At 62.6% G+C, this 25,909-nt stretch carries 21 protein-coding genes; 14 read left to right on the forward strand and 7 right to left on the reverse strand.

Features of this window, described 5'->3' with window-relative positions; translation table 11 throughout:
• Positions 1 to 204: 204 nt before the first annotated feature.
• From ACNFIC_RS00325 to tcuB, 3 genes are all read left to right on the forward strand, one after another.
• The gene (locus tag ACNFIC_RS00325) at positions 205 to 1,125 is read left to right on the forward strand and encodes a LysR substrate-binding domain-containing protein (protein ID WP_416779217.1); all 921 of its coding nucleotides are present in this window, start codon (positions 205 to 207) and stop codon (positions 1,123 to 1,125) included.
• 140 nt (positions 1,126 to 1,265) lie between these two features.
• Entirely contained in the window at positions 1,266 to 2,720 is a 1,455-nt protein-coding gene (gene tcuA / locus ACNFIC_RS00330; protein WP_138217254.1) for an FAD-dependent tricarballylate dehydrogenase TcuA, read from the forward strand.
• On the forward strand, positions 2,701 to 3,879 hold the full coding sequence (tcuB, locus tag ACNFIC_RS00335) for a tricarballylate utilization 4Fe-4S protein TcuB (protein WP_138217255.1): 1,179 nt from the start codon (positions 2,701 to 2,703) through the stop codon (positions 3,877 to 3,879). The genes tcuA and tcuB overlap by 20 nt, the downstream gene beginning before the upstream one ends.
• Positions 3,880 to 3,921: 42 nt before the next feature.
• Here tcuB and ACNFIC_RS00340 read toward each other — a convergent pair whose 3' ends face one another.
• On the reverse strand, positions 3,922 to 4,815 hold the full coding sequence (locus ACNFIC_RS00340; protein ID WP_138217256.1) for a LysR family transcriptional regulator: 894 nt from the start codon (positions 4,813 to 4,815) through the stop codon (positions 3,922 to 3,924).
• A 147-nt stretch (positions 4,816 to 4,962) separates the two neighbouring features.
• Between ACNFIC_RS00340 and ACNFIC_RS00345 the strand changes: the two genes are divergently transcribed.
• The 5 genes from ACNFIC_RS00345 (at position 4,963) to ACNFIC_RS00365 (ending at position 12,156) form a co-directional block, all read left to right on the forward strand.
• Positions 4,963 to 6,042 carry a 4-oxalomesaconate tautomerase gene (locus ACNFIC_RS00345; RefSeq protein WP_138217257.1) on the forward strand — a complete coding sequence of 360 codons (1,080 nt, stop codon included), beginning with the start codon at positions 4,963 to 4,965 and terminating at the stop codon, positions 6,040 to 6,042.
• Positions 6,043 to 6,117: 75 nt separating this feature from the next.
• Positions 6,118 to 7,452, forward strand: coding sequence for a C4-dicarboxylate transporter DctA (gene dctA / locus ACNFIC_RS00350; protein WP_138217258.1), 1,335 nt, complete (start codon positions 6,118 to 6,120; stop codon positions 7,450 to 7,452).
• 117 nt (positions 7,453 to 7,569) lie between these two features.
• Positions 7,570 to 8,874 (forward strand): CitMHS family transporter, encoded by a 1,305-nt coding sequence (locus ACNFIC_RS00355; protein ID WP_138217259.1) that lies wholly within the window; start codon positions 7,570 to 7,572, stop codon positions 8,872 to 8,874.
• A gap of 81 nt (positions 8,875 to 8,955) precedes the next feature.
• A complete protein-coding gene (locus ACNFIC_RS00360) occupies positions 8,956 to 10,209 on the forward strand; it encodes an OprD family porin (RefSeq protein WP_138217260.1) in 1,254 nt (417 codons plus the stop codon).
• Positions 10,210 to 10,233: 24 nt separating this feature from the next.
• Positions 10,234 to 12,156, forward strand: coding sequence for a methyl-accepting chemotaxis protein (locus ACNFIC_RS00365; RefSeq protein WP_416779221.1), 1,923 nt, complete (start codon positions 10,234 to 10,236; stop codon positions 12,154 to 12,156).
• Positions 12,157 to 12,206: 50 nt separating this feature from the next.
• Here the strand turns inward: ACNFIC_RS00365 and nhaA are convergent, their stop codons facing one another.
• The 3 genes from nhaA to dkgB form a co-directional block, all read right to left on the reverse strand.
• Positions 12,207 to 13,409 (reverse strand): Na+/H+ antiporter NhaA, encoded by a 1,203-nt coding sequence (gene nhaA / locus ACNFIC_RS00370; RefSeq protein WP_416779222.1) that lies wholly within the window; start codon positions 13,407 to 13,409, stop codon positions 12,207 to 12,209.
• A 401-nt stretch (positions 13,410 to 13,810) separates the two neighbouring features.
• Positions 13,811 to 14,980: an MFS transporter gene (locus ACNFIC_RS00375; RefSeq protein WP_138217263.1), complete on the reverse strand. Its 1,170-nt coding sequence runs from the start codon at positions 14,978 to 14,980 to the stop codon at positions 13,811 to 13,813.
• 93 nt (positions 14,981 to 15,073) lie between these two features.
• Positions 15,074 to 15,877: a 2,5-didehydrogluconate reductase DkgB gene (dkgB, locus tag ACNFIC_RS00380; RefSeq protein ID WP_416779223.1), complete on the reverse strand. Its 804-nt coding sequence runs from the start codon at positions 15,875 to 15,877 to the stop codon at positions 15,074 to 15,076.
• A gap of 265 nt (positions 15,878 to 16,142) precedes the next feature.
• Here dkgB and ACNFIC_RS00385 point away from each other — a divergent pair, with 265 nt between their 5' ends.
• From ACNFIC_RS00385 to ACNFIC_RS00410, 6 genes are all read left to right on the forward strand, one after another.
• A complete protein-coding gene (locus ACNFIC_RS00385; RefSeq protein WP_416779225.1) occupies positions 16,143 to 17,504 on the forward strand; it encodes a UDP-glucose dehydrogenase family protein in 1,362 nt (453 codons plus the stop codon).
• A gap of 49 nt (positions 17,505 to 17,553) precedes the next feature.
• On the forward strand, positions 17,554 to 18,393 hold the full coding sequence (galU, locus tag ACNFIC_RS00390) for a UTP--glucose-1-phosphate uridylyltransferase GalU (RefSeq protein WP_138217266.1): 840 nt from the start codon (positions 17,554 to 17,556) through the stop codon (positions 18,391 to 18,393).
• Between the two features lie 98 nt (positions 18,394 to 18,491).
• Positions 18,492 to 19,847 (forward strand): glutathione-disulfide reductase, encoded by a 1,356-nt coding sequence (gene gorA / locus ACNFIC_RS00395; RefSeq protein WP_416779227.1) that lies wholly within the window; start codon positions 18,492 to 18,494, stop codon positions 19,845 to 19,847.
• Positions 19,848 to 20,277: 430 nt separating this feature from the next.
• Entirely contained in the window at positions 20,278 to 20,841 is a 564-nt protein-coding gene (gene ahpC / locus ACNFIC_RS00400; RefSeq protein WP_004375926.1) for an alkyl hydroperoxide reductase subunit C, read from the forward strand.
• Between the two features lie 125 nt (positions 20,842 to 20,966).
• Positions 20,967 to 22,529: an alkyl hydroperoxide reductase subunit F gene (gene ahpF / locus ACNFIC_RS00405; RefSeq protein WP_416779229.1), complete on the forward strand. Its 1,563-nt coding sequence runs from the start codon at positions 20,967 to 20,969 to the stop codon at positions 22,527 to 22,529.
• Positions 22,530 to 22,634: 105 nt separating this feature from the next.
• Positions 22,635 to 22,826: a hypothetical protein gene (locus tag ACNFIC_RS00410; RefSeq protein WP_138217269.1), complete on the forward strand. Its 192-nt coding sequence runs from the start codon at positions 22,635 to 22,637 to the stop codon at positions 22,824 to 22,826.
• Between the two features lies 1 nt (position 22,827).
• On the opposite strand, the gene ACNFIC_RS00415 is transcribed toward ACNFIC_RS00410, so the two are convergent.
• The 3 genes from ACNFIC_RS00415 to nhaR all read right to left on the reverse strand — a co-directional run bounded on the left by ACNFIC_RS00415 (position 22,828) and on the right by nhaR (position 25,791).
• On the reverse strand, positions 22,828 to 23,475 hold the full coding sequence (locus ACNFIC_RS00415; protein ID WP_138217270.1) for a YceH family protein: 648 nt from the start codon (positions 23,473 to 23,475) through the stop codon (positions 22,828 to 22,830).
• A 93-nt stretch (positions 23,476 to 23,568) separates the two neighbouring features.
• Positions 23,569 to 24,780, reverse strand: a complete 1,212-nt coding sequence (gene sstT, locus ACNFIC_RS00420) for a serine/threonine transporter SstT (RefSeq protein ID WP_138217271.1) — start codon at positions 24,778 to 24,780, stop codon at positions 23,569 to 23,571.
• Between the two features lie 117 nt (positions 24,781 to 24,897).
• Positions 24,898 to 25,791 carry a transcriptional activator NhaR gene (gene nhaR, locus ACNFIC_RS00425; protein ID WP_416779231.1) on the reverse strand — a complete coding sequence of 298 codons (894 nt, stop codon included), beginning with the start codon at positions 25,789 to 25,791 and terminating at the stop codon, positions 24,898 to 24,900.
• Positions 25,792 to 25,909: the final 118 nt, after the last annotated feature.

Here is a 25,909-nt window from a genome sequence, read left to right on the forward strand (position 1 = left end):
TTTTTCATAGGCACTTGCGAGGGTGGACGATCTCTGCGCGCCTGATCGCCATCCAGGTGTCGCCGATGCCCGTGGAGGGAGACCCCTCATGAGCAGCACTTCAGATAAAGTAAAAGGCTTGGCTAACGGAGCGCTCGGCAGGGCCAAGCAAGCTGCTGTGACTCCGGTTAAGCCGTCGACATTGCTGAATGGGAGGGGGCTTCGATGGAGCTACGCCAGCTACGTTATTTTCTGAGTGTGCTGGAATGCGGCAGCCTCGGCAGGGCTGCGCTCGAAACGGGCGTTGGAGTCTCTGCGTTGAGCCAGCAACTGACGAAGCTCGAATGTGAGTTGAGTACCCGTTTGCTGACACGCTCAAGCGTTGGCGTCACGCCTACCGCAGCAGGCTTGGCATTCGAATACCATGCGCGTTTGACGCTGCGCCAGGCCGATTACGCCGTACTGGCCGCGCGCAGTGGGCGTATGAGCGGGTACGCCAGTGTCGGCATGGCACCGACTACGGCTTCGGTGCTGGGCTTGGCGCTGATTGCCAGGATGCGCGAGCGTTACCCGGATATCCGTCTTCATTTGGTCGAGATGCTGTCCGGCTACCTGGTGAATCAGCTCAATACGCGGCATCTGGATGTGGCTGTGTTGTTTCAGCAGGAGGCCGGCATGCGTCTGGATGTGCGGCCGCTGCTGGAGGAGCGTTTGTTCGCGCTGGTGCCACTCGCGCTGGTCAAGGCCGACTGGGGGCCGTCGCTGACGTTGCAGCAGATCGCCTCGCTGCCGTTGGTGATGCCCAGCGCCCAGCATGGTCTGCGCGCCACGTTGAGGGCGATTCTGGAGCGCGTTGGATTGGACGCGACTATCGTCATGGAGGTGGACGGCTTGTCGCTGCTCATGGAGTGCGTCAGTGCTGGCCACGCCGCGACGATTCAACCCGGCGCCACGGTGGCTCGGGCTACGCAGGCAGGCTTGCGGGTATTTTCGATCGACGATCCGCAAGCGCAGCGGCGCAACCTGGTGGTAAGCCTGGCCGATGATGAACTTTCGCCTGCTGCGCTGGCTACGCGGATCGTGCTGCATGAAGTGTCCCGCGAACTGGTGCAGCAAGAGCGCTGGCCGGGCGCGCGCTTGCTGTGAGTGCCTGCACGCAACCCAGCCTTTAGAAAAACTGAAGACCTCCCCCCAGTGAGCGCGTTTCGCCCAGGGTACGCGAAGCCCTAAATTCCGGGCTTTGCGAGAAGCCGCCCAACCCAGGCTTCTCGCTTCCTGGAGGCGACATGATCGATGTGCTTGTCATCGGCGGCGGCAACGCTGCCCTGTGCGCTGCGCTGATGGCGCGCGAGGCCGGCGCCAGCGTAATGCTGGTGGAAGCCGCACCCCGCGCCTGGCGAGGCGGCAACTCCCAACATACGCGCAACCTTAGGTGCATGCACGATGCCCCACAGGATGTGCTGGTGGACGCTTATCCCGAAGAAGAGTTCTGGCAGGACCTGCTCAAAGTCACCGATGGCCAGACCAACGAGGCCCTGGCGCGCCTGGTGATTCGTGCCTCTGGCGACTGCCGCGGTTGGATGCGCCGACATGGCGTGCATTTCCAGCCTTCGTTGTCCGGTGCGTTGCACACCGCGCGGACCAACGCGTTCTTCATGGGCGGCGGCAAGGCCTTGGTCAATGCCTACTACCGCAGTGCCGAGCGGCTCGGCGTGCAGGTGCGCTACGACAGCCCGGTAGCTGACGTGGAACTGCGCGATGGGCGCTTCATCGCGGCCCACCTGGCGGCCCGTGACGTCAACGGACGGCACGTACCCGTCGAGCGCATCGAGGCACGCAGTTGTGTGTTGGCGGCCGGCGGCTTCGAGTCCAACCGCCAATGGCTGCGCGAGGCCTGGGGGCAGAACGCGCGCGGCGAATGGCCGGCCGATAACTTCCTGGTGCGCGGCACGCGCTTCAACGACGGCGCGCTGCTACGCCGGATGATCGAGCTGGGCGCCGACACGATCGGCGATCCAACCCAGGCCCACATGGTCGCCATCGATGCCCGTGCGCCGCTCTATGACGGCGGCATCTGCACCCGTATCGACTGCGTGTCGCTGGGTGTGGTGGTCAACCGTGACGGCCAGCGTTTCTACGACGAAGGGGAGGACTTCTGGCCCAAGCGCTATGCCATCTGGGGGCGCCTGGTGGCCCAGCAACCTGGTCAGGTGGGTTTCTCGATCATCGACCGCAAGGCCCTCGGGCGTTTCATGCCGCCAGTGTTTCCCGGTACTCGCGCCGACAACCTGGAGTCCCTGGCGGTTGCCCTCGGGCTGCCGGTGCCTGCGTTTCTCGACAGCCTGCGCGCCTACAATGCGGCATGTCGTCCCGGCACGTTCGACCACACCCGTTTGGACGATTGCCGCACCGAGGGCGTGCAGCCGATCAAGAGCCACTGGGCCTTGCCAATCGACACACCGCCGTTCTTCGGCTACCCACTGCGCCCAGGGGTGACCTTCACCTATCTCGGCTTACGCACCGACGCTACGGCTGCCGTGCATTTCGGTGGGCGCCCCAGCCCCAATCTGTTCGTCGCCGGCGAGATGATGGCCGGCAATGTGCTGGGCAAGGGCTACACAGCCGGTGTCGGCATGTCCATCGGGACCGCGTTTGGGCGCATCGCCGGCACTCAGGCGGCAGCTGCCGCTGGCCATTCTGTCAACCCTCTGGAGGCCCAGCATGACTGTGCAAATGCCTGAACCCCATACGTTCGATCCCGTCCCAGCCCAGGCTGAACTGATCCCGCTCCTTGACCTGCACGAGCAGGAGGTGGACCGGCAGATGCGCATCTGCAACGCTTGCCGTTATTGCGAGGGATTCTGTGCAGTGTTCCCGGCGATGACCCGCCGGCTCGACTTTGCCAAGGCCGACATTCACTACCTGGCCAACCTCTGCCACAACTGTGGAGCCTGCCTGCATGCCTGCCAGTACGCCGCACCGCATGCGTTCGCCGTGAACGTGCCGCAGGCCATGGCCAAGGTGCGTGCGCAGACCTACACCGAGTACGCCTGGCCGGCGCGTTTCGGGCTGCTCTACCGGCGCAATGGCACGTTCGTCGCCGTGGCGTTGGCAATCGCACTGTCGCTGTTCCTGCTGCTCGCCTTGCAGGTTAACGGCACTTTGCTGCCGGGGCGTCTGGCCGGTGACTTCTACGCGGTGTTCCCGCATAACACCCTGGCGCTTCTGTTCGGTGGTGTGTTCAGTGCGGCCGGGGTAGCGTTGGTCATGGCGTTGCGGCGCTTCTGGCGCAGCGTCTCGCCTGGCCAGGCGCGACAACCGGCCAGTGGTGCGCTGAGCGAAGCGGCCAGCGCGGTGCTTACGCTCAAGTATCTCGATGGCGGCCATGGCCAGGGCTGCAACAATGCCGATGATCGCTACACGCTATGGCGCCGGCGCTATCACCACCTGACCTTCTACGGCTTCATGCTGTGCTTTGCCGCCACCGTGGTTGCCACCGGTTACCACTACCTGCTCGGGCTGCCGGCACCTTACCCAATGACCAGCGTGCCGGTGCTTCTGGGTACCCTGGGCGGTATTGGCTTGATCGTCGGGCCTGCGGGTCTGCTGGCGTTGAACCTGCGCCGCGCGCCTGAGCACGGCGACGTCGCGCAGCGCCCGATGGACCGGGCGTTCATCCTGCTCTTGCTGTTGGTCAGCGCCACGGGGCTGGCACTGCTGGCGCTGCGTGACAGTGCGGCGATGGCGATCTTGCTAGCCGTGCACCTGGGCACCGTGATGGCCCTGTTCGTGACCTTGCCCTATGGCAAGTTCGCCCATGGCCTTTTCCGCAGTGCCGCGCTGCTGAAGTTCACTATCGAAAAGCGCCGGCCAGATCCTCACGGCCTGGGTGGGGACTGACCCATGCACGGCTCGCGACGCGACCCTGCGTGCTGGCGCCGTTCAGCGGTTGGGCCATTGCTCCAGCAGGATCGACACGAACTTCTCGGCGGCGGGCGACAGCGAGGCGCCCCGGCGATAGACCAGGCCCAGTGTACGGGTAACCTCCGGTTCGCACAGCGGCACGCTGACCAAAGTGGGGTGGTCGGCGCTGGGCATCGCCAGGCTTGGCATCGCCGACACGCCCAGCCCTGCCTCGACCATGCCCAGCGACGTGGACAAGTGCTGCACTTCGTAGAACCATTTCGGTCGCAGGCCCAGGCCGGACAACGCATGGTCGAGCAGCATGCGGTTGCCGCTGAGCCGGCCGACCCCGATCAGTCGGTAGTCGGCCAGTTCCGCCCAGGTCACCGATGCGCGGTTGGCCAAGTCATGGTCTCGACGGCAGGCCAGCACGAAATGTTCCTGCACCAACGAGACGAACTCGATGTCGGGATGCTGGCCGCTCATCATGTTGATGCCAAAGTCGGCCTCGCCGCGCAGCACCGCTTCGAGGCCGTCGTTGGCGCTGAGGTCGAGCAGGCGAATGCGAATTTTCGGGTACTGCGCGTTGTAGTCGCGAATCACCGAGGGCAGGAAGTAGAACGCCGCCGTTGGAATGCAGGCGAGGGTGACCTGGCCGGTCTGGCGCTCGGCCAGTTCGCGGATGCTCAGGATCGAATCCTCGAAGTCGTCCAACAGGCGTCTGGCCTTGGGCAGGAAGTCCCGTCCGACGCTGGTCAGGCTGACCCGACGCGTGGTGCGCTCGAGCAGCGAGATACCCAGGCCTTCCTCGAGTTTCTTGATCCGCCTGCTGAGGGCAGGCTGGGACAGGTGCAGGGCCTCGGCAGCCTCGTGAAAACTGCCAAGTTCGGCGATTTTCACGAACGATCGGATATCTTGGAGCTCATATTCCATGACGCTGTGCTCTCCTCGGGTGGCTATTTATTATTTTGTATTTCGCAAGAATGGCTACGATATTTGCATTGGATTGATTTATCCATCCCTGTCACTCTTTTGCTCACAACATCAATGATGTCCATTGATCAACAAGAGTGCGATAACATGCAACGAATTCCCTGCGTGCTCATGCGTGGCGGTACCTCCAAGGGACCGTTTTTCCACGCTTGGGACCTGCCTGCCAATGTGGTCGAGCGCGACGAACTGCTGATCAACCTGATGGGTTCCGGCCACGAGCTGGAGATCGACGGTATTGGTGGTGGTAGCCCGCAGACGAGCAAGGTCGCGATCATTAGCCCTTCGTTGCATGCCGACGCCGACGTCGATTACCTGTTCGTGCAGGTCATGGTCGCCCAGCGTCGTGTCGACACTGCCCCCAATTGCGGCAACATGCTGTGCGCCGTCGGCCCGTTCGCCATCGAGCAGGGCCTGGTCAAGCCGCAGGACGGCAAGACCCTGGTGCGTATTCGCAACCTCAACACCAACACCTTCGTCAACTCGTTGGTCGAGACCCCCGGTGGGATCGTCCGCTACGAAGGCCGCACGGCGATCGACGGCGTTCCGGGGACTGCCGCCCCGGTACACCTGACATTCCTCGATGCGGTCGGTAGCAAGACCGGCAAGTTGTTCCCCACCGGCCAAGCCCAGGATGTGATCGATGGCGTAGCGGTGACCTGCATCGACATGGCCATGCCGATGATGATCGTACAAGCCCGTGACATGGGAGTGACCGGTGCCGAAAGCCCAGCCGAGCTGGATGCCAACAGCGAGCTGCTGCAGCGCCTGGAAGCCCTGCGCCTGAAGGCCGGCAAGGCCATGGGCCTGGGTGATGTCAGCGGTATGGTGATTCCCAAGCCGGTACTGGTGTCGCCGCCGCGCTACGACGGTACCGTGCAGGTACGCTACTTCATGCCGCACAGCTGCCACCGTGCGCTGGCGATCACCGGAGCCGTGGGCCTGGCGACTGCCTGCGTCAGCCCCGGCACCGTGGCCGCGCAGATGCTCGGCGACGGCGCGCAGCACCTGGACCAGGTGCGTCTGGAACACCCCAGTGGGGGTATCGACGTTGCGCTCTCGCGCACGGGTGCCGAGGGCAAGACCCTACAGGCGTCCGTGGTGCGCACCGCGCGCCGGCTGTTTGCCGGGTTCGTCTATGCACCAACCTTGCGCAGGCTGGCCGGATAGGCTCAGGCCTTCATCCAACCTGCGTTGCCGTAAAGCAACAAGCGCATCCGCACAATTTCAACAATGGGTGATGCCATGAGACTCGCTAAATCACTGTACTTCCAGATCCTCTGCGCCGTCCTGCTAGGCGTATTGGTCGGCCACTTCTGGGCGCAACAGGCCGTTGCGCTCAAGCCGCTGGGCGATGCTTTCATCAAGCTGATCAAGATGATGATCGCCCCGGTGGTTTTCTGCACCATCGTCACGGGCATCGCCGGTATGACCGACAAGCGTTCGCTCGGGCGCTTGATGAGCAAGACCTTGCTGCTGTTCCTGGTGCTGACTGTGATCAGCCTGGTGATCGGTTTGGTGGCGGTACATCTGTTCCGTCCAGGGGTGGGCATGAACATCGACCCGGCCACCCTGAGCACCGCCGGACTGAGCCAGTACGCGGCTTCCGCGGCGCAGCTGAGCGTGGTGGATTTCTTCATGCACATCATCCCGGACACCTTCATCGGTGCCTTCAACAAGGGTGAAGTGCTGCCGGTGCTGTTCATCGCGGTACTCAGCGGTTTCGCGCTGTCTTCGATGGGTGAGAAGGGCAAGCCGGTGCTGAGCGTGCTCGAGTCGGCCTCGACTATGGTGTTCCGCATCTTCGGCTACCTGATGCGCTTTGCGCCCATCGGTGCCTTCGGCGCGCTGGCGTTCACCGTCGGGCAATACGGCGTGACCTCCCTCGGCGCGCTGGCCAAGTTGGTCGGTACGCTGTACATCGCCTGCGCATTCTTCGTACTGGTGGTGCTGGGCGGTCTCTGCCGCGCCTACGGGTTCAGCCTGTGGAAACTGCTGCGCTACTTCCGCGAGGAGTTCCTGGTGGTGCTCGGTACGTCCTCCACCGAGCCTGTGCTGCCGCGCATGCTGGAGAAGCTGGAGAAGCTCGGCTGCAAGAAAGGCGTGGTAGGCCTGGTGTTGCCGACCGGTTATTCGTTCAACCTCGACGGTACGGCGATCTACCTGTCGTTGGCCGCGATCTTCATCGCCCAGGCCTGCAACATCGACCTGAGTCTCGGCCAGATGGTCACCATGCTGGCGATCATGCTGCTCTCCTCGAAAGGCGCCGCTGGTGTCACTGGCAGTGGCTTCGTGGCCTTGGCCTCGACCCTGACGGTGATCCATGACATTCCGCTGGCGGGCCTGGCCTTGCTGATCGGCATCGACCGCTTCATGTCCGAAGCCCGTGCGCTGACCAGCCTTGCGAGTAATGCTGTAGCCACCGTGGTGATCTCGCTGTCCGAAGGGGCCTGTGAGCGCGACACCTTGTTGCGTCGCCTCGACGGTGCGCCGGCAGTGGCCTCTGCGCAAGACACCGACGTGGTGCAAAACCACGCCGCACCGGCCGACTGGTCTGCCGAGCCGCCACGCCACGGCTGACCGACCTTACACCTCACAGTGACATAAACTCCTACCTGGCATTACGCGATGCCGGGTGGGGCAGGGGCCGCCTGCCTGTTGGGCGGCCAGGCACAATAAAAACAAGAGAATCTAAACATGCTCGCACTCCTGGGCCTGGTCATGGTGGTGACCTTCACCTACCTGATCATGAGTAAACGCCTTTCCCCGATCGTCGCGCTCACCGCGGTGCCTATCGTCTTTGCACTCATCGGTGGCTTCGCCCCGGAACTTGGCAAGATGATGCTCGATGGCCTGAAGATGGTCGCGCCCTCTGCGGCGCTGCTGTTGTTCGCCATTCTGTTCTTCGGCCTGATGATCGACGCCGGTCTGTTCGACCCGCTGATCCGCAAGATCCTCAAGCGCGTCAACGGCGACCCGATCAAGATCGCCATCGGCACCGCGCTGCTGTCGCTGCTGGTAGCCCTGGACGGTGACGGCACCACCACCTACATGATCACGTGCGCGGCGATGCTACCGTTGTACAAGCGCATCGGCATGAACCCTATGATCCTCGCCACGGTGTCGATGCTGTCATTGAGCATCATGAGTGGCATGAGCCCCTGGGGTGGCCCGGCGACCCGTGCGATCGCGGCGCTCGGCCTGGATGCCACCGAGTACTTCATCCCTATGTTGCCGACGGTGATCGGCGGTGCCGTGTGGGTGGTGTTCACTGCCTACCTGCTCGGTCGCGCTGAGCGTCGGCGCATCGGCAATGTGGTGTTGGAGTCCGGTGGCGGCAACTGCTACATCAAGGAAATCCTCGGTGACGCTCCTTACAAGCGCCCGCGCATGGCCTACGTGAACCTGGCCCTGGTGGTGGCCGTCATGACTGCGCTGGTGCTGGGTGTGATGCACGCGGCAATCCTGTTCATGATCGGCTTCGTCATCGCACTGATGATCAACTATCCGCAGCTGGACGTGCAGAAAGAGCGCATCCTGGCCCACTCGGGTAACGCCATGACCGTGGTGCTGCTGGTGTTCGCCGCCGGTATCTTCGCCGGTATCTTCTCCGGCACCAAGATGGTCGATGCCATGGCCCAGACCCTGGTGAGCTGGATTCCGCAGGCGTGGAGCCACTGGTTCCCGCTGGTGGTGGCGTTGACCAGCATGCCGCTGACCTTCGTGCTGTCCAACGATGCCTACTACTTCGGCGTGGTGCCGATCCTGGCGAACGCCGCCGCAGCCTACGGTATCGATCCGATCGAGATTGCCCGTGCCTCGGTGCTTGGCCAGCCGGTCCACCTGATGAGCCCGCTGGTGGCCTCGACCCTGCTCCTGGTGGGGATGGTCGACCGCGATATCGGCGATTTCCAGAAGGCCACCGTGAAATGGGCGGTGCTCACCTCCCTGGTGATTACGGCGCTCGCACTGCTGACCGGTGCCGTGTCCTTCATGGTCTGAATGTCCCGGGCGCCGCATGGCGCCCAACCAATGTACCTAAAAACAGCACTTATCTAAGAACAACAATTAGAGCAATCAATCATGTACCCAACGCTTTTCCGTGGGGCCACCTGTGGCCTGCTGTGCAGCTGGCTGCCTGTCGCTGGCGCTGCCGGTTTCATCGAAGACAGCAAACTCAAGCTGCAGCTGCGCAACGTGTACTTCAATGAGAACTTCCGCGACGAACAGGGCATGAGCGCACGCGCTGCGGCCAATGCCAAGAGCGAGCGCGTGGAGTGGGCTCAGGGGTTCCTGCTCGACTACCAGTCCGGCTTCACCCAAGGCACCCTGGGCCTGGGCGTCGACGCCATGGGCCTGGTGGGCGTCAAGCTCGACTCGGGCCGTGGGCGCAGTGGCACGGGCTTGTTGCCGGTGCACGACGATGGCCGTGCGGCGGATGAGTTCGCCAGTGCCGGGGTTACCGCCAAAGCCCGCCTGGGCAGCACCGTGGTCAAGCACGGCACCTTGCTGCCCAAGACTCCAGTACTGGTCTACAACGACGCACGTTTGCTGCCGCAGACCTACCAGGGCACTCAGCTGACCAGTACCGACATTGACAACCTCACCCTGACCGCCGGACACCTGGATCGCTTCAAGCAGCGTGACTCATCTAATAGCACGGGGTTGTACCTGGACGGTTATGGCGGCCCAGAGTCTGGCGATTTCAGCTTCGCCGGTGCTGATTACGCGGTCAGCAAGCAGCTGCGTCTGAGCTATTTCCATGGCCAGCTGGAGCACTTCTACCGTCAGGACTTCGCCGGGCTGGTGCATGACCTGCCGCTGGGCGGCGGCGTGCTGACCACTGACCTGCGTTATTTCCGCAGCCGCGACAGCGGTACGGCGTATGCCGGTGGTATCGACAACGACATGTTCAGCGGCCAACTCTCGTACGCCCATTCCGGGCATACCGTCGGCGCCGGTTACCAAGTACTTAATGGTGAAGCCGGGCTGCCGTACATCAGTGGGGCAACGGTCTATTCGTTCAGCAACGTTGGCATTGGCAAGTTCATCGAGGAGGAAGAGAAGACCTGGATGGCCAGCTATGCCTACAACTTCGCTGCTGCCGGGGTGCCGGGGCTGACCTTCATGACGCGCTACCTCAGTGGTGACAACGGTCGCTCCGGCGCAGCGGGAATCAAGGAATGGGAACGCGATGCCGAGCTGGCCTACGTGGTACAGGGCGGCACCTTCAAGGGGTTAGGGGTGAAGCTGCGCAACTATGTCTATCGCTCGGACTTCTCGCGCGGTCGTGACAGCAACCGGATCTATCTCACTTACGACATCGCAATCTGGTAACCGAACGCTAAGGAATGCACGGACATGTCTATCTGGCTTACCAACCTCACTGTTGCCAGGAAGCTGATGATCGGCTTCGGTTTACTGTTGCTGATGGGCGTACTGAGCTTTGCGGCAGGTTGGAACGCCATCCACAATTTGGCTTACCGGATGGATCGCATGAGTGTGGTCAACCGGTTGATGGAGGACTTTTCCAAACTGCGCCTGGAACGTGCGGCGTACGTGCAAAGCGAAGGCGACCAACAGGCTGCCAGAGCGCTACAGGAAAAAATTGTCGCGATTGGGCAAACCCTGGACGCGCTCAAGGGCTTTTTCAAGAATGAAATCAATGTCCGGCGCATCGCGGCCATGTCCGAGCACCTCATCGCCTACCAAGGTGGTATCGAGGCGCTCGGACAGACCTATCAGCAGATCGAGCAGTCGCGTGCTGTGCGTCGAAGCAGCGGCGATAGCACGCTGAAAGGCTTGGATGAGCTTAATGGACTACTGGGCAATGATGATGGCTCAGGGGCTACCAGCCTTTACAAGGCGATCAAGGACCTGCAGATGCAGTTTTTGTATGCGCGCTTTGAAACGCGTGCGTACACCTATGCTGGCAATGGTAGTGCCAAGCAGTACAGCGCGGCCATGGATGCAGTCAACGCAACGTTGACTCGCTTGCAATCGCTGCGTGACGCGTTGCACGGCACGCGTGCAACGTTGCTCGATGAGTTGGCGCAATCCATCCAGGCCTATCGTGACTCGCTGGATACCCATCGTGCGGCACTGACGCGTATCGAGGGGGCGCTTGGCGACATTCAGAAGCACGGCGACGCGTTGCTGGGTACTAGCCAGGAACTGTATGAGCAGCAAATGCAGTCGCGCTTGGACGATACCCGGGATGCGACCTGGACACTGCTCACCTGCCTTGTCCTGGCGCTGTTGTTGGGTGGGGCTGCTGCCCTGCTGATCACGCGTCAGATCGTGCCACCGCTGCATGCTGCGTTGAACCGCGTGCAACGTGTAGCCGAAGGCGACCTGACCCTCCAGCCCCACACGTTGCGCAAAGACGAAATAGGGCAGTTGGAAGAAGGGTTGCAACGCATGACCAGCAGTTTGCGCGCGCTGGTTGGCCATATCGATGATGGAGCAACGCAAATTGCCAGTGCTACCGAGCAGTTGTCGGCGATTACCCAGCAGACCCGTGCAGGGGCCGACGAGCAAATGAAGGAAACTGAGCAAGTGGCCGCAGCCATGCATGAAATGACCACCTCGGTGCAGGATGTAGCACGTAATGCGGTCGAAACCGCGCGCTCGGTCGATCAGGCAACGCAAGAGGCGCTCAGCGGTGCGCAGATCGTCAAAAATGCCATTGATCGCATCGAAAACCTGTCTGCCGAAGTCGATCTGACCAGTGCCGCCGTTGGCACCCTGGCGCAGGAAAGTGGGCGGATCGGCAGCATGCTCGATGTGATCAAGTCCGTGGCTGAGCAGACTAACCTGCTGGCCTTGAATGCTGCCATCGAGGCTGCGCGTGCGGGCGAGGCGGGTCGTGGCTTCGCCGTGGTGGCCGATGAAGTCCGCGCCTTGGCGCAGAGGACGCAGCGCTCCACCGAGGATATCGAACAGCTCATCGCGGCGTTGCGCCAAGGAACCCTCGAGGCCGTGCAGCGTATGGAAACCAGCCGTGGCCTGACCGGCGAAAGTGTCCAGTTGGCCCGCGATGCAGGGTTGGCGTTGGACAATATCACCGACAGCATGGGCGGTATCCAGGGACGGACGCAACAGATCGCCGCTGCCGCCGAAGAACAGGGCGCCGTGGCCGAGGACATCAACCGCAATATCTTGAGTGTTCGTGACATTACCGAGCAGGCGCATACCGCCAGCGAACAGACCAGTACCGCTAGCCTGGAGCTGGCTGGGTTGGGCAGCGCCTTGCAGGCGCAGGTGCGACGGTTTCAGGTGTAACGTCAGCCTTGGCGTGGGCCCACCCTGCTGTGGGCCCGGATACGCGTGATTCAGTGCTTGGGCATGGGCGCCAGACGCAAGATCAGGCAGCCAATCACCGCCGAGAGCAGCGAACCCAGGAGGATGCCGATCTTTGCCGCATCGACCTTCTCCGGCTGTCCTGGGAACGCCAGTTCACCGATGAACAGGCTCATGGTGAAGCCAATGCCACACAGCATCGCCACGCCGTAGATCTGTAGCCAACTGGCGCCCTGGGGCTTGCTGGCAAGGCCGCTCTTGACCGCCAGTAGCACGCCAGCGAATACCCCCAACTGCTTGCCCAACAGCAGGCCCAGAGCGATGGCCAGGGGCAGGGGAGCAAACAGATCGCCCAGGCTCAGGTTGCCAAACGACACACCCGCGTTGACAAATCCGAAGGCCGGCACGATCAGGAACCCCACCCACGGCGCGAGGCTGTGTTCCAGGCGCAGTAAGGGGCTGGCACCGGTCGGCTGGCCCGTGCCTGGGCGATAGGGAATCAGCAGCGCGCCGACCACCCCGGCGATGGTTGCGTGCACACCTGACAGCAGGGTGAAGTACCACAGGACCATGATCGCCAGCAGATACGGCCACAGCGCGACTACCCGCAGGCGGTTGAAGGCCAGCAGCAGCCCTACCACGGCGCCTGCACCGGCCAGTGCCATTAGGTCGATCGATGAGGTGTAGAACAACGCGATGATCGCTACTGCGCCCATGTCGTCGATGATCGCCACCGAGACCAGCATCACCTTGAGCGACAACGGTGCATGCCGGCCGAGCAGCGCCAGGGCGCCGACCGCGAAGGCGATGTCGGTGGCGGCGGGTATCGCCCAGCCGCTGGCCAACTCCGGCTGGCCATTCGATACGGCCAGGTAGATCAGTGCGGGGGTGGCCATGCCCATCAGCGCGGGCAGCGCAGGCAGGCGACGTTGCTCCCAGCTGGCCAGGCGTCCATCGACCAGCTCGCGCTTGATCTCAAGCCCCACCAGCAGGAAAAACACGGCCATCAAGCCGTCGTTGATCCATAGATGAACGGTCATCGGGCCAAGTTTTTCGGTCAGCGTCGGGCCCACGGCCAGGTGCAGCAAATGCTGGTAGGCGCTGGCTGCGGGGCTGTTGGCAAGGATGATGGCCAGGGCGGCGGTAATCATCAGCAGTACGCCGCCGGTGGCTTCGCTGCTGAGCAGGCGGCGCAGCACGGAGCGTTGTTGCAGGGAGGTCAGTGGTGCATTCATGCGCGGGTCCTCGTTCATGGCGTCGCCCAAACCAACGCGGCGCGACGAACGGCGGACACGACAAGGCGCTGGCTCCGACGGTGACGGGCCACGATGGCGCAGGGCGAGAAGAAGGAAAAGTGGGATAGCGCAACATGCCTTGCCGTACAAGAACGGCAAGGGCAGGGCCATAGCGAAAGGAGGCATGCGTGCAACATGGACGGATCTCACGGAAAACAAATGAATGTTCTCCGTATTCGGGAAAGCTCCCGGGCGCACGCAGCACACGCCTGGCGACGATCTTAGCCAAGTAGACAAGATTTTACCCTGTCTAATTGCATCCAAATATTGCGGTAGTTATTTACCTCCGCCCCCATGGCCGGGCCGCGGACTTTGCCCGAGTGCTTGGGCGCAAGACGGCGCTACGGCACGCTGACTGCCAGCTTGGCGCGGTTGCCCAGCCACACCAGCAGCAGTCCCAGCGCCGCCAGCATGCCGCCTGCCATCGGCACGGCTGCGTAACCCAGGTCCAGACTGATCACTGCACCGCCTAAGGCTGCGCCCAGGGCATTACCCAGGTTGAATGCGCCGACATTGATCGACGAGGCCAGCCCAGGTGCTTCGATGGCTGCGGTCATCACCCGCATTTGCAGCGGTGGCACCACGGCGAAGGTGAACACGCCCCACACCAGCAGGGCGATCGCTGCACCGAGGTGGCTGCCAAGCGCCAGCGGCATCAGCAGCATGATTACCGCCAGTACGCCGAGGAAGATCCGCGCCGCGCCATCGAGCGACCAGTCCGCCAGCTTACCGCCCAAGCTATTGCCCAGCGTGAAACCGACCCCGATCAGCACTAGGCCGAGGGTGACGAAGCTGGCAGAAGCACCGGTCAGCTCGGCCAGCACGGGGGCGACGTAGGTGTACAGGGTGAACATGGCGCCAGCACCCAGCACCGTAGTAGCCATGGCCAACAGCACCCTGGGGCGGGCGATCACCGCCAGCTCCTTGCGTACATGCGGCACCTGGCCACGCTCACCTTTGGGCAGGGCGTACCACAGCGCGGCAATGGCCAGTAAACCTAGCACGGCGGTCCCGGCGAACGCCATGCGCCAGCCCACCTGCTGGCCGAGCCAGGTGGCTGCTGGCACACCGCCGATGTTGGCGATGGTCAGGCCCATGAACATCGTGGCCACGGCGCTGGCCTGCTTGTCGCGGGGCACCACGCTGGCGGCCACCACTGCACCCAGGCCGAAAAAGGCGCCGTGGTTGAGGCTGGTGATCATGCGCGAGACGAGCAGGGTGTAGTAATCCGGTGCCAGTGCCGAGAGCAGGTTGCCGAGGGTGAAGATACTCATCAGCAGCATCAGCGCGGCGCGCTTGCCAAAACGGCTGAACAGCAGGGTCATGATCGGCGCGCCGACCATCACGCCGATGGCGTAGGCGGTGATCAGCATGCCGGCGCTGGGGATGCTCGCACCAACGCCTTCGGCGATCACCGGCAGCAGGCCCATGGGGGTGAACTCAGTGGTGCCGATGCCAAAGGCGCCGATGGCCAGGGCTAACAGGACACGTTTGGGGTGAAGCGCGTTCATCTAAAACTCCGCGATGAAAATATCATGGGGGCGCGCGAACAGGGCTGGCGGGCGAAACGTTTGCTGCCGCCAGGCCCATACTGGCGAAGTGGTTCAGTCCCAGACCGGCGCCAGGTTATCCGGGCTGACTTCACGGCCGTTGCGTTCCAAACCTTCGATACGTGCCATGTCGTCGGCATCCAGACGCAGGCTCTGGGCGAGCAGGTTGCTGGCCAGGTTTTCGCGTTGGGTCGATGACGGGATCACCGCATAGCCCAATTGCAGGGCCCAGGCCAGTGCCACTTGGGCAACCGTGGCCTTGTGCTTGGCGGCGATCTGAGCCAGGACCGGGTCCTTGAGCACCTTGCCGTAGGCCAGGGTCATGTACGAGGTGACGGCGATGCCTTGGTCCTTCAGGAAGGTGGCCAGCTTGGTGTTCTGCAGGTACGGGCTCAGCTCGATCTGGTTGGTGGCGATTTCACCCTGGCCGACCACCTCGATGGCCTGGCGGGTCAGCTCGATGTTGAAGTTGGAAATACCAATCTGGCGGGTCAGACCGAGCTTTTTCGCTTCGGCCAACGCGCTCATGTATTCGCGCAGTTCAACCCCGTTATTGGGGGCCGGCCAGTGGATCAGCAGCAAGTCGACCTGATCGGTGCGCAGCTTTGCCAGGCTCTCGCGCAGGCTGGGCACAAGCTTGTCGGCGGCATAATTGTCGACCCAGATCTTGGTGGTGATGAACAGTTCCTCGCGCGGTACGCCGCTTTCGGCGATGGCTTGGCCGACTTCGGCTTCGTTCTTGTAGATCTGTGCCGTGTCGATGGCACGGTAGCCCAGCGCCAGTGCGGCCTTGACCGAGTCGATGACAGTTTGACCGGTGAGGCGGAAGGTGCCGAGGCCGAAGGAAGGGATGCTCATGGGTATACTCCTGACCAGTGAAGAGGGCTGCGAACCCTGGCCCGTGTGCCATGGGTTCGGGTATATGGCCGGCAGTGTGCGGGTTTGGTTCAGGTTGATTAAGCCTGCGTGGGGCCAAGGTCCTTTGATTTGAAGTCACGAATCGATTGCAGGAGCGTGAGTGAGGCGGCGTAATGCCGGCTGTCATGTGTTCGCCGCATAGCTGTCACCGCCCTGCAACTCGCGCCCGGTGCAATGGCCGCATCGTGAATTCAGGAGCGTGGCCATGGAACTGTGTGTCATCGGGGCAGGGTACGTGGGGCTGGTGACGGCGGCCTGTTTCGCCGAAATGGGCAACCGCGTGGTGTGCCTGGAGCATGACCAGGCACGTCTGGCACAGTTGCGCCAGGGTCAGTGCCCAATCTACGAACCGGGCCTGCAAAGCCTGCTGCAGGAGGGCCTGCACAGCGGCCAATTGGCTTTCACCGACCAGTGGCGCCAGGCCCTGGCCAAGGCTGAGGTGGTGTTCATCGCGGTCGGTACGCCCAGTCAGGAAGACGGCTCGGCCGACCTGCAACATGTGTTGGCTGTAGCCGACAGCCTCGGGCGGCACCTGCTTCGTGCCTGCCTGGTGGTGAACAAGTCGACGGTGCCGGTGGGCACTGCCGAGCGCGTGGCCCGGCAGGTTGCAATTGGCCTGCGCGAGCGCGGTGTGCGTTTTACCGTGGAGGTGGCGAGCAACCCCGAGTTTCTCAAGGAGGGCAGCGCCATCGAGGACTTCCTGCGTCCCGACCGGATCATCATCGGGCGCGACAGCGAGCAAGCCGGGCAATGCCTGCAGCGGCTGTACGCGCCGTTCGTGCGCAACCGCGAGCGTATCCTTTTGATGACCCCGCGCGCCGCCGAATTCACCAAGTATGCGGCCAACGCTTTTCTCGCCACCAAGATTTCCTTCGTCAACGAACTGGCGATGTTGTGCGGGCACCTGGGGGTGGATATCGAGCAGGTGCGCCATGGCATCGGCAGTGACCAGCGCATTGGTAGCCATTTCATCTACGCCGGCTGTGGCTATGGCGGCTCGTGCTTTCCCAAGGATGTCCGTGCGCTGGTGCATTGCGCTGAGCAACAGGGGTTCGAGCCGGCGATCCTGAAGGCGGTGCAGGCGCGTAATGCCGAGCAGAAAACCGTGCTTTTCGCAGCGCTTTACCAGCATTTTGGCGGTTTTTTACGCGGGCGGCAGGTCGCGCTGTGGGGGCTGGCCTTTAAGCCAGGGACCGATGATCTGCGTGAAGCGCCGAGCTTGGTGCTGCTCGACGCCCTGCTGGCTGCCGGAGCGAGGGTCCAGGCGTGCGATCCTGCGGCCATCGCCGGGGTCGCGGCCCGCTATCCGCAGGCCCTGGCCAGCGGCCAATTGCGCCTGGGCGAAGACCCTTATGCCTGTGTCGAAGGGGCAGATGCGCTGGTGTTGCTGACCGAATGGAAGCAGTTTCGCCAGCCCGATTTCGTGCGTGTACGGGGCCTGATGCGCATGCCGGTGCTGTTCGATGGACGCAATATTTACGATCCGTCGGAACTAACTACACTGGGATATCTCTATCATGGCATCGGTCGTCCGCAGGCGGGGCATTGTAAGGTGACCGCCGCCTGATTAGACTGCGCCGAATTTCGTACGCAAAGCCCTTCGTTAAAGGACGTATATGATCAAGAAATGCTTGTTCCCGGCCGCCGGTTACGGCACCCGCTTCCTGCCTGCTACCAAAGCCATGCCCAAGGAAATGCTGCCGGTGGTCAACAAGCCACTGATCCAGTATGGCGTTGAAGAGGCATTGGCCGCCGGCCTGAACGAGATCTCCATCGTCACCGGTCGCGGCAAGCGTGCCCTTGAAGACCACTTCGACATCAGCTACGAGCTGGAAAACCAGATCAAGGGCACCGACAAGGAGAAATACCTGGTCGGCATCCGTCGCCTGCTTGACGAGTGCTCCTTCGCCTACACCCGCCAAACCGAGATGAAAGGCCTGGGCCATGCGATCCTGACTGGCCGCCCACTGATTGGCGACGAACCGTTCGCGGTAGTGCTGGCGGACGACCTATGCGTCAACCTCGACGGTGACGGCGTGCTCGCGCAAATGGTCGCGCTGTACAAGAAGTACCGCTGCTCGATCGTCGCCATTCAGGAAGTCGATCCGCAAGAAACCAACAAGTACGGCGTCATTGCCGGTGAAGAGATCAAGGACGGCATCTTCCGCGTTGACTCGATGGTCGAGAAGCCCAAGCCAGAAGACGCCCCGTCCAACCTGGCGATCATCGGTCGCTATATCCTGACCCCTGACATCTTCGAGAAGATCGAGCAGACCGAACCGGGTAAAGGCGGCGAAATCCAGATCACCGACGCGCTGATGAAGCAAGCCGCTGAAGGCAACGTGATCGCCTACAAGTTCAAGGGCCGTCGTTTCGACTGCGGTGGCGCCGAAGGCTACATCGAGGCGACCAACTTCTGCTTCGAGAACTTCTACAAGACTGGCAAGGCTTACTGATCGAGCCTGGCAAGTCACGGAGCCACCCCTCGGGGTGGCTTTTTTGTTTGCGGCGGCCAACGGCGCTATGCTGGGCGCCTGCCTAGGAGACTCAACGCATGGCTTACGATTTTGATCTGTTCGTGATTGGCGCCGGTTCTGGCGGTGTACGTGCGGCGCGCTTCGCCGCAGGCTTCGGCGCCAAGGTGGCGGTGGCTGAAAGCCGCTATCTGGGGGGCACCTGCGTCAACGTGGGGTGTGTGCCCAAGAAATTGATGGTCTACGCTGCACACGTGGCCGACGAGCTGGAACAGGCCGCAGGCTTCGGTTGGACCCTGGAAGAGGGGCATTTCGACTGGGGCACGTTGATCGCCAACAAGAACCGTGAGATCGAGCGCCTCAACGGCATCTACCGCAACTTGCTGGTCAATAGCGGCGTTACCCTGTTGCAGGGCCATGCCCGCATTACCGGCGCCAACGAAGTGGAAGTCGAGGGCCAGCGCTACAGCGCGGCCAACATCCTCATCGCCACCGGTGGCTGGCCGCAAGTGCCGGACATCCCGGGCAAGGAGCTGGCCATCACCTCCAACGAGGCGTTCTACCTCAAGCAACTGCCGCGTCGCGTGCTGGTCGTGGGCGGGGGCTACATCGCCGTGGAGTTCGCCGGGATCTTCCAGGGTCTGGGCGCCGACACCACGCTGCTGTACCGGGGTGATCTGTTCCTGCGCGGCTTCGACGGCTCGGTGCGCACGCACCTGAAAGAAGAGCTGGAAAAGCGCGGCCTGAACCTGCAATTCAACGCTGATATCCAGCGCATCGACAAGCTTGAGGATGGCAGCCTCAAGGCCACCCTCAAGGATGGCCGCGAGCTGGTCGCCGATTGCGTGTTCTACGCCACTGGGCGCCGCCCGATGCTGGATAACCTAGGCCTTGAGAACACAGGCGTGGAGCTGGATGAGCGCGGCTACATTCGCGTGGATGAGCAGTACCAGACCACCGCGCCGTCGATCCTGGCCATTGGCGATGTGATCGGTCGAGTGCAACTGACCCCGGTTGCGCTGGCTGAGGGTATGGCCGTGGCCCGCCGCCTGTTCAAGCCTGAGCAGTACCGCCCGGTGGACTACCGCAACATCCCCACTGCGGTGTTCAGCCAGCCGCCAATCGGCACCGTGGGCCTGACCGAGGAGCAGGCGCTGGAAGCCGGGCACAAGGTACAGATCTTCGAGAGCCGCTTCCGAGCCATGAAGTTGTCCCTCACCGACATCCAGGAGAAGACCCTGATGAAGCTGGTGGTGGATGCCGAGACCGACAAGGTGCTGGGCTGCCACATGGTCGGGCCAGATGCTGGCGAGATCGTCCAGGGCCTGGGTATCGCGCTCAAGGCCGGGGCGACCAAGCAGCAGTTCGACGAGACCATCGGCGTGCACCCGACTGCTGCTGAAGAGTTCGTCACCATGCGCAGCGTGACACGCTGATAGCGCCGCTCCCACAGGACTGTGCAATGCCTGAATCCAGCGCTGCCCCCTGTGTAGGAGCGGCCTTGTGCCGCGAACACCGGCGCAGCCGGTGCCATCCACCGCGTCGCCTGCTTCGCGGTGGTCCGGCACTCCGGTGAACCCGCTCCCACAGGATTGTGCAACACCTGAATCCAGCGCTGCCCGTGTGTAGGAGCGGCCTTGTGCCGCGAACACCGGCATAGCCGGTGCCATCCACCGCGTCACCTGCTTCGCGGGCGACATGACGTGTCCGCACAAGCCTTTGCTCAGCAACAATCCTTCTATTAATAATCCTGCCTTATAGCCAAAACCAATCAGCAGCATGAGCTTTACCAATGAGCCTTCATCGGCATCAGTCGGTAGGATTCACTCCATCAACTGATTCCAACCCCATGAAGGAGTGTCTCTCATGCCAATCATCAACAGCCAAGTCAAACCGTTCAACGCCACCGCCTACCACAAGGGCGAGTTCGTCCAGGTCAGCGAAGCCGACCTGAAAGGCAAGTGGTCGGTAGTGTTCTTCTACCCAGCTGACTTCACCTTCGTGTGCCCGACCGAGCTGGGTGACCTGGCTGACAACTATGCCGAGTTCCAGAAGCTGGGTGTGGAAATCTACGGTGTGTCGACCGACACCCACTTCACCCACAAAGCCTGGCACGACACCTCGGACACCATCGGCAAGATCCAGTATCCGCTGATCGGCGACCCGACCCACGTGATCTCGCGCAACTTCGACGTGCTGATCGAAGAAGCTGGCCTGGCCGATCGCGGTACCTTCGTGATCAACCCGGAAGGTCAGATCAAGATCGTCGAACTCAATGACGGCGGTGTTGGCCGCGATGCAGCCGAGCTGCTGCGCAAGGTCAAGGCTGCCCAGTACGTTGCCGCTCACCCAGGCGAAGTCTGCCCGGCCAAGTGGAAAGAAGGCGAAGCTACCCTGGCGCCATCGCTGGACCTGGTCGGCAAGATCTAAGCCGATGAGCCTGTCGCGGGCGGTGAGCAGCCGCCAAAGCTGAAGCACTGACCGCCCCGTCAAACGCCCGGGTGCTATCGCCTGGGCGTTTTTGTATCCGAGTTTTGAAAAAAGGAATCGCCCGTATGTTGGACGCCACGCTTAAATCGCAACTGAAAACCTACCTGGAGCGGGTCACCCAGCCGATCGAGATCGTTGCCTCCCTCGACGACGGCGCGAAGTCCCGCGAATTGCACGACCTGCTGGTGGAAATCGCCGGCCTGTCGAACCTCATTACCTTCAGTGCGGACGGCACCGACGCACGTCGCCCTTCGTTCTCGCTGAACCGCCCGGGTGAAAGCATCAGCCTGCGCTTTGCCGGCATTCCCATGGGCCACGAATTCACCTCCCTGGTGCTGGCGCTGCTGCAAGTCGGCGGCCATCCGTCCAAGGCCAGCCGCGAGGTGATCGAGCAGATCCAAGGGTTGCAGGGTGAGTTCAACTTCGAAACCTACTTCTCGCTGTCGTGCCAGAACTGCCCGGACGTGGTCCAGGCGTTGAACCTGATGGCGGTGCTCAATCCCAATGTGCGTCACGTGGCCATTGATGGTGCGCTGTTCCAGGAAGAAGTCGAAAGCCGCAAGATCATGGCAGTGCCGAGCATCTACCTGAACGGCGAAGTATTCGGCCAGGGCCGCATGGGCCTGGAAGAGATCCTTGGCAAGATCGACACCAGCGCCGGGGCTCGCCAGGCCGAGAAAATCAATGCCAAGGATGCCTTCGACGTGTTGGTGGTCGGTGGCGGCCCGGCCGGTGCTTCGGCGGCCATCTACGCGGCGCGTAAAGGCATCCGCACGGGTGTTGCTGCGGAGCGTTTCGGTGGCCAGGTGCTCGATACCCTGGCTATCGAGAACTTCGTTTCGGTGCAGGAAACCGAGGGACCGAAGTTGGCCACGGCCCTGGAGGAGCACGTCAAGCAGTACGACGTCGACATCATGAATCTACAGCGCGGTGAAGCGCTGATCCCGGCTGCCGAGGGCGGCTTGCACGAAGTACGTCTGGCCGGTGGGGCCTCGCTCAAGGCTAAGACCGTGATCCTCGCCACGGGCGCCCGTTGGCGCGAAATGAACGTACCCGGCGAGCAGGAGTACCGTGGTCGTGGTGTCGCCTACTGCCCGCACTGCGACGGCCCGCTGTTCAAGGGCAAGCGCGTGGCGGTGATCGGTGGCGGTAACTCGGGTGTGGAAGCGGCCATTGACCTGGCCGGTATCGTCGCGCATGTGACGCTTATCGAGTTCGACAGCCAACTGCGCGCCGACGCTGTACTGCAACGTAAGCTGCACAGTTTGCCGAACGTCAAGGTGATCACCCGTGCGCTGACCACTGAAGTGATCGGCAATGGCGAGAAGGTCAGTGGCCTGCGCTACCAGGACCGCGCCACCGATGAGCAACACGAACTGGCGCTCGAAGGCATCTTCGTGCAGATCGGCCTGCTGCCGAACACCGACTGGCTCAAAGGCACCGTCGAGCTGTCGCCTCGTGGCGAGATCATCGTCGATGCCAAGGGCCAGACCAACCTCCCAGGCGTGTTCGCTGCGGGTGACGTGACCACGGTGCCGTACAAGCAGATCGTCATCGCCGTTGGCGAGGGGGCCAAGGCGTCGCTGGCGGCGTTCGATCACCTGATCCGGACCTCGGCACCGGCGTAAGCCTGCTCGGGCCTCTTCGTGGCGTCAGCGGCGAAGAGGCCCGCTCAAGCAAAGCCTGACCTGAAGGTGTCTATGCTTACGCTAGACCCTTGAGGAATCCTCCGCATGACCCTGATCAGCCGCGAACCCTGGTGGCTCGTACCACCCCAGCCCGGGCAGAAAGAGCAGGACCTGCACTGGGGTTATCTGGAAATCTACGCCGACGGCCATACTGTGTTCGTTGACCAGCGTCCCAGCGAACGGGAGTTGGCCGAACGTAAGAGCTGCCGCAACTTCCCCGACGTCGAACAGCCCTGATTCAGCCCTCCAGCTGGGCCAGACGTGCCTCCAGCGCGGCGATCCGCGCTTCCAGCGCTTCGATGCGTTCCTCCGACACCGCACCACCTGCGCTGCGGGTGACGCCTTCGTGCTGGCGTGCAGCAAGTATCGCCTCGATCTCGGCGGGATCGCCCAACGCGTGGGTGTAACGGTCTTCGCGCTGGCCGGGCTGGCGTGGCAGGTGCAGGGCCAGGCCACGGGAAATCAGGCGCTCGAGCTGGTGCTGGATCTGCTCGGTGTCATCGAAGTCGTGCAGGCGGTTGCTGCGGGTCAGCAACTCGTTCAGCGTCTGTGGCCCGCGCAGGAACATCAGGCCCATCAGCACCAGTTGCGCCGGCACCAGTTCCAAGGCCTTGTCCACCCGCTGTTCCCAGCGGTCGGCGCGGCTGCCCATCTGCAAGCGCGTCATATCCTGCCCTTCGAGGGCGCGCAGGGCCTGGCCGACCTGGCCTGGGGAGAGGTTCATCACCGGCTCGCGGCTGGTCTTCTGGTTGCAGGCCAGAACCAGGGCATTGAGAGTCAGGGGATAGGTTTCTGGGCTGGTGGCTTGTTTCTCGATCAGCGAACCGAGCACACGGATCTCGATGCTGCTGAAACGGCCTTCGCCGATGGTTTCGTGTTCTGACATGGCCCTGTCTCATTGCGAGGAAAAGGCCACTAGCCTAGGTAAAGCGCCTTCGCGGGGCAAGCGCGGTATCAGGCTTGCCCCGCGACCGGGCTATCAGGCGCTACGCGGTGCCATGCGCTCGCACGCCGCTGCGGTGAACAGCACGTCGGTCGAGGAGTTCAGCGCCGTTTCGGCCGAATCTTGCAGCACGCCGATGATGAAGCCCACCGCTACCACCTGCATGGCGATTTCGCTCGGAATACCGAATAGGCTGCAAGCCAGCGGGATCAGCAGCAGCGAGCCTCCGGCCACGCCTGAGGCGCCGCAGGCGCAGACGGCCGAGACCAGGCTGAGCAGCACGGCTGTCGGCAGATCCACCGTGATACCCAGGGTGTGCACGGCAGCTAGGGTCAGCACGGTGATGGTGATCGCCGCACCGGCCATGTTGATGGTCGCACCCAGCGGGATCGACACTGAATAGGTGTCCTCGTGCAGACCGAGTTTTTCCGACAAGGCCAGGTTGACCGGAATATTGGCGGCCGAGCTGCGGGTGAAGAACGCCGTGATACCACTCTCGCGCAGGCACAGGAGGGTCAGCGGATAGGGGTTGCGGCGAATTTTCCAGAACACGATCAACGGGTTCATCACCAGCGCCACGAACAACATGCAGCCGATCAGCACCCCTAGCAGGTGCAGGTAGCCCAACAGCGCTTGCAGCCCCGATTGCGCCAGGGTCGAGCCGACCAGTCCAAAGATCCCCAGCGGGGCGAAGCGAATCACCACGCGCACGATCAGCGTCACGCCGTTGGACAGGTCTGCGACCACGCCGCGGGTGGTTTCGCTGGCATGGCGCAGGGCGATGCCCAAGCCGATGGCCCAGGTCAGCACACCGATGAAGTTGGCGTTGATCAGGGCATTGACCGGGTTGTCGAGCGCACTCAGCAACAGGTTCTGCAACACCTCACCGATACCACCTGGTGCACTGAGCTGCACCTCGCTGGTGTGCAGCGCCAGTTGCGACGGGAACAGCAGGCTGGCGACCACGGCGACCACTGCTGCGGCGAAGGTGCCTAACAGGTACAACCAGAGAATCGGGCGGATATGTGTTTGCTGGCCGTGCCGATGATTGCCGATCGAAGCCATCACCAGGATGAACACCAATACTGGCGCCACTGCCTTCAAGGCGCTTACGAACAACTTGCCGAGCAATCCGAGGTCGCTGGCCACGCTCGGTGCGAGCAGAGCAAGGGCGATACCGGCCACCAGGCCGATGCAGATCTGCGTCACCAGCCCAGTGCGGTTGACGAGACGGAGGATGGGGGACATGTGCTGCCAATCTCTATTGCGTTAAAGGGCGCGACTCTAGCACAGTTGCCGGGTTGGCTTTGTGGGCGCGGCGCGCCCCTGGCACCCGAGCGCCAGGCGCCGGCCTAGGTTGCGCCTTCACCAGTGAAACAGCTCCCGCCGCGCGCCTTCGGTGATCGCCATGATCCCTGGATGTTTGACCTTGCGCTCCACCGAAATGGCATAGAACGACTCCTTGACCGCTTCGGTCTGCCCGATCAGCCTAACCCCGTACTGCTGGCACACCTCCTCGGCGATCACGCTGGGTGCCACGAAGATACCGCTGCCTGACTGGCCAAAAGCCTGCATCAAGGCGCTGTCGTCGAATTCGCCGACGATACGCGGCTGCACCTGCTGTTCGGCCAGCCAGCGCAGCAGGCGACTGCGCAGCACGGTTTCCTGCCCCGGAATCAGCAGCGGCGTATCGTCCAGGCAGGCCGGGAAGGGTTTGGCCAGGCGCTCGGCCAGCGCCGATGTGGCAAAGAAGCTCAGCCCGCATTCACCGAGCTTTTGACTGTAGCCTTTGATGTCCAGATGGCTGGGCATGGGGCTGTCGGAGATCACCAGGTCCAGGCGCTGGATTGCCAGGTCTGCCAGCAAGCGTTCGAGCTTGTCCTCGCGGCAGTTGATACGCAGTACCTCTTCCAGCTCCATGGTCGGCGCCAGCAGCCGGTAAACGATGGATTTGGGCACCACGTCCGCCACCCCGACGCGGAACAGGATCTGCTCCTGGGGGCCGGCGCGCAGCATGGCTTCCAACTCGCCACCGATCTGGAACATCTGCTCGGCGTATCCCAGGGCCTGGCGCCCGGTTTCAGTCAGCTCCAGTTGGCGGCCTACGCGCTGGAACAGTTCTATGTTCCACGTCTGCTCGAACAGGCTGATCTGCCCGCTGATGGTTTGCGGCGTTAGGTTCAGTTGCTCGCTGGCGCGGGCAATGCTGCCGGTTCTGGCCACGGCCCAGAAGTAATGTAGCTGGCGGTAATTGAGCATGGTCTTTGCCGATTCGTAAAAACCGAAGTATATACGCTGAAAATACGAATTTTATGGATGTTTCAGCCTCTTTAGAATGCGGCCTTATCGAGCGCACCCCGCGCCGCCCGGTTATTGA

The sequence above is a fragment of the Pseudomonas sp. NY15463 genome (assembly GCF_048068415.1).
Classification (GTDB): domain Bacteria; phylum Pseudomonadota; class Gammaproteobacteria; order Pseudomonadales; family Pseudomonadaceae; genus Aquipseudomonas; species Aquipseudomonas mosselii_C.

Bases quoted from the DNA above. Each gene is read 5' to 3' on its own strand.
- ACNFIC_RS00325 (WP_416779217.1), top strand. From the start codon at position 205: ATGGAGCTACGCCAGCTACGTTATTTTCTGAGTGTGCTGGAATGCGGC.
- tcuA (WP_138217254.1), top strand. From the start codon at position 1,266: ATGATCGATGTGCTTGTCATCGGCGGCGGCAACGCTGCCCTGTGCGCT.
- tcuB (WP_138217255.1), top strand. From the start codon at position 2,701: ATGACTGTGCAAATGCCTGAACCCCATACGTTCGATCCCGTCCCAGCC.
- ACNFIC_RS00340 (WP_138217256.1), bottom strand. From the start codon at position 4,815: ATGGAATATGAGCTCCAAGATATCCGATCGTTCGTGAAAATCGCCGAA.
- ACNFIC_RS00345 (WP_138217257.1), top strand. From the start codon at position 4,963: ATGCAACGAATTCCCTGCGTGCTCATGCGTGGCGGTACCTCCAAGGGA.
- dctA (WP_138217258.1), top strand. From the start codon at position 6,118: ATGAGACTCGCTAAATCACTGTACTTCCAGATCCTCTGCGCCGTCCTG.
- ACNFIC_RS00355 (WP_138217259.1), top strand. From the start codon at position 7,570: ATGCTCGCACTCCTGGGCCTGGTCATGGTGGTGACCTTCACCTACCTG.
- ACNFIC_RS00360 (WP_138217260.1), top strand. From the start codon at position 8,956: ATGTACCCAACGCTTTTCCGTGGGGCCACCTGTGGCCTGCTGTGCAGC.
- ACNFIC_RS00365 (WP_416779221.1), top strand. From the start codon at position 10,234: ATGTCTATCTGGCTTACCAACCTCACTGTTGCCAGGAAGCTGATGATC.
- nhaA (WP_416779222.1), bottom strand. From the start codon at position 13,409: ATGAATGCACCACTGACCTCCCTGCAACAACGCTCCGTGCTGCGCCGC.
- ACNFIC_RS00375 (WP_138217263.1), bottom strand. From the start codon at position 14,980: ATGAACGCGCTTCACCCCAAACGTGTCCTGTTAGCCCTGGCCATCGGC.
- dkgB (WP_416779223.1), bottom strand. From the start codon at position 15,877: ATGAGCATCCCTTCCTTCGGCCTCGGCACCTTCCGCCTCACCGGTCAA.
- ACNFIC_RS00385 (WP_416779225.1), top strand. From the start codon at position 16,143: ATGGAACTGTGTGTCATCGGGGCAGGGTACGTGGGGCTGGTGACGGCG.
- galU (WP_138217266.1), top strand. From the start codon at position 17,554: ATGATCAAGAAATGCTTGTTCCCGGCCGCCGGTTACGGCACCCGCTTC.
- gorA (WP_416779227.1), top strand. From the start codon at position 18,492: ATGGCTTACGATTTTGATCTGTTCGTGATTGGCGCCGGTTCTGGCGGT.
- ahpC (WP_004375926.1), top strand. From the start codon at position 20,278: ATGCCAATCATCAACAGCCAAGTCAAACCGTTCAACGCCACCGCCTAC.
- ahpF (WP_416779229.1), top strand. From the start codon at position 20,967: ATGTTGGACGCCACGCTTAAATCGCAACTGAAAACCTACCTGGAGCGG.
- ACNFIC_RS00410 (WP_138217269.1), top strand. From the start codon at position 22,635: ATGACCCTGATCAGCCGCGAACCCTGGTGGCTCGTACCACCCCAGCCC.
- ACNFIC_RS00415 (WP_138217270.1), bottom strand. From the start codon at position 23,475: ATGTCAGAACACGAAACCATCGGCGAAGGCCGTTTCAGCAGCATCGAG.
- sstT (WP_138217271.1), bottom strand. From the start codon at position 24,780: ATGTCCCCCATCCTCCGTCTCGTCAACCGCACTGGGCTGGTGACGCAG.
- nhaR (WP_416779231.1), bottom strand. From the start codon at position 25,791: ATGCTCAATTACCGCCAGCTACATTACTTCTGGGCCGTGGCCAGAACC.